At 74.1% G+C, this 397-nt stretch carries 1 protein-coding gene; it reads right to left on the bottom strand.

Going from position 1 to position 397, the window contains the following annotated elements; genetic code table 11:
- On the bottom strand, window positions 1-397 hold a 397-nt coding region (locus I6F37_RS43575), incomplete at both ends, for a hypothetical protein (protein ID WP_225154922.1).

Genomic DNA, 397 nt, shown 5'->3' with positions numbered 1-397 from the left:
GCGCGGATCCTGTTCGAGCACGGCGTCGAGGCACTTGAGGGCCTCGACCGGCTCGGCGGTGATCTTGGGGATGCAGAGCTGGGCCTGCTGGCTGGGCGACGACTTCGTGGTGATGCCGCCGGTGATGGTGTCGCCCGCCTTGCGCGCGCCGAGCGACGAGGCCACCAGCAGCCCGGCGACCACCGCGAACGCGGCCACGCCGGCCAGGGTCAGCACGGTGCGCGTCCGGTTCCGCGGTGCGCCGGCGGCGGCGAACGCCAGCCGCTGACCCTCGATGGCCCGCAGCGTCTCGGCCGCCCGGGCCGTGTAGTCGTCCTTGAGGGTGGCGTGGTCGGCGTCGGTGAGGTCGCCGGCGTCGTGCTCGCGCTCGAGGTCCTCGAGCGAGCGCAGCAGGAAG

Origin of the sequence: Bradyrhizobium sp. NBAIM08, from assembly GCF_020193935.1 — a bacterium.
Classification (GTDB): Bacteria; Pseudomonadota; Alphaproteobacteria; order Rhizobiales; family Xanthobacteraceae; genus Bradyrhizobium; species Bradyrhizobium yuanmingense.
The sequence above is the reverse complement of the archived record's forward strand: the minus strand, read 5'-3'. Positions and strand labels throughout refer to the sequence as shown.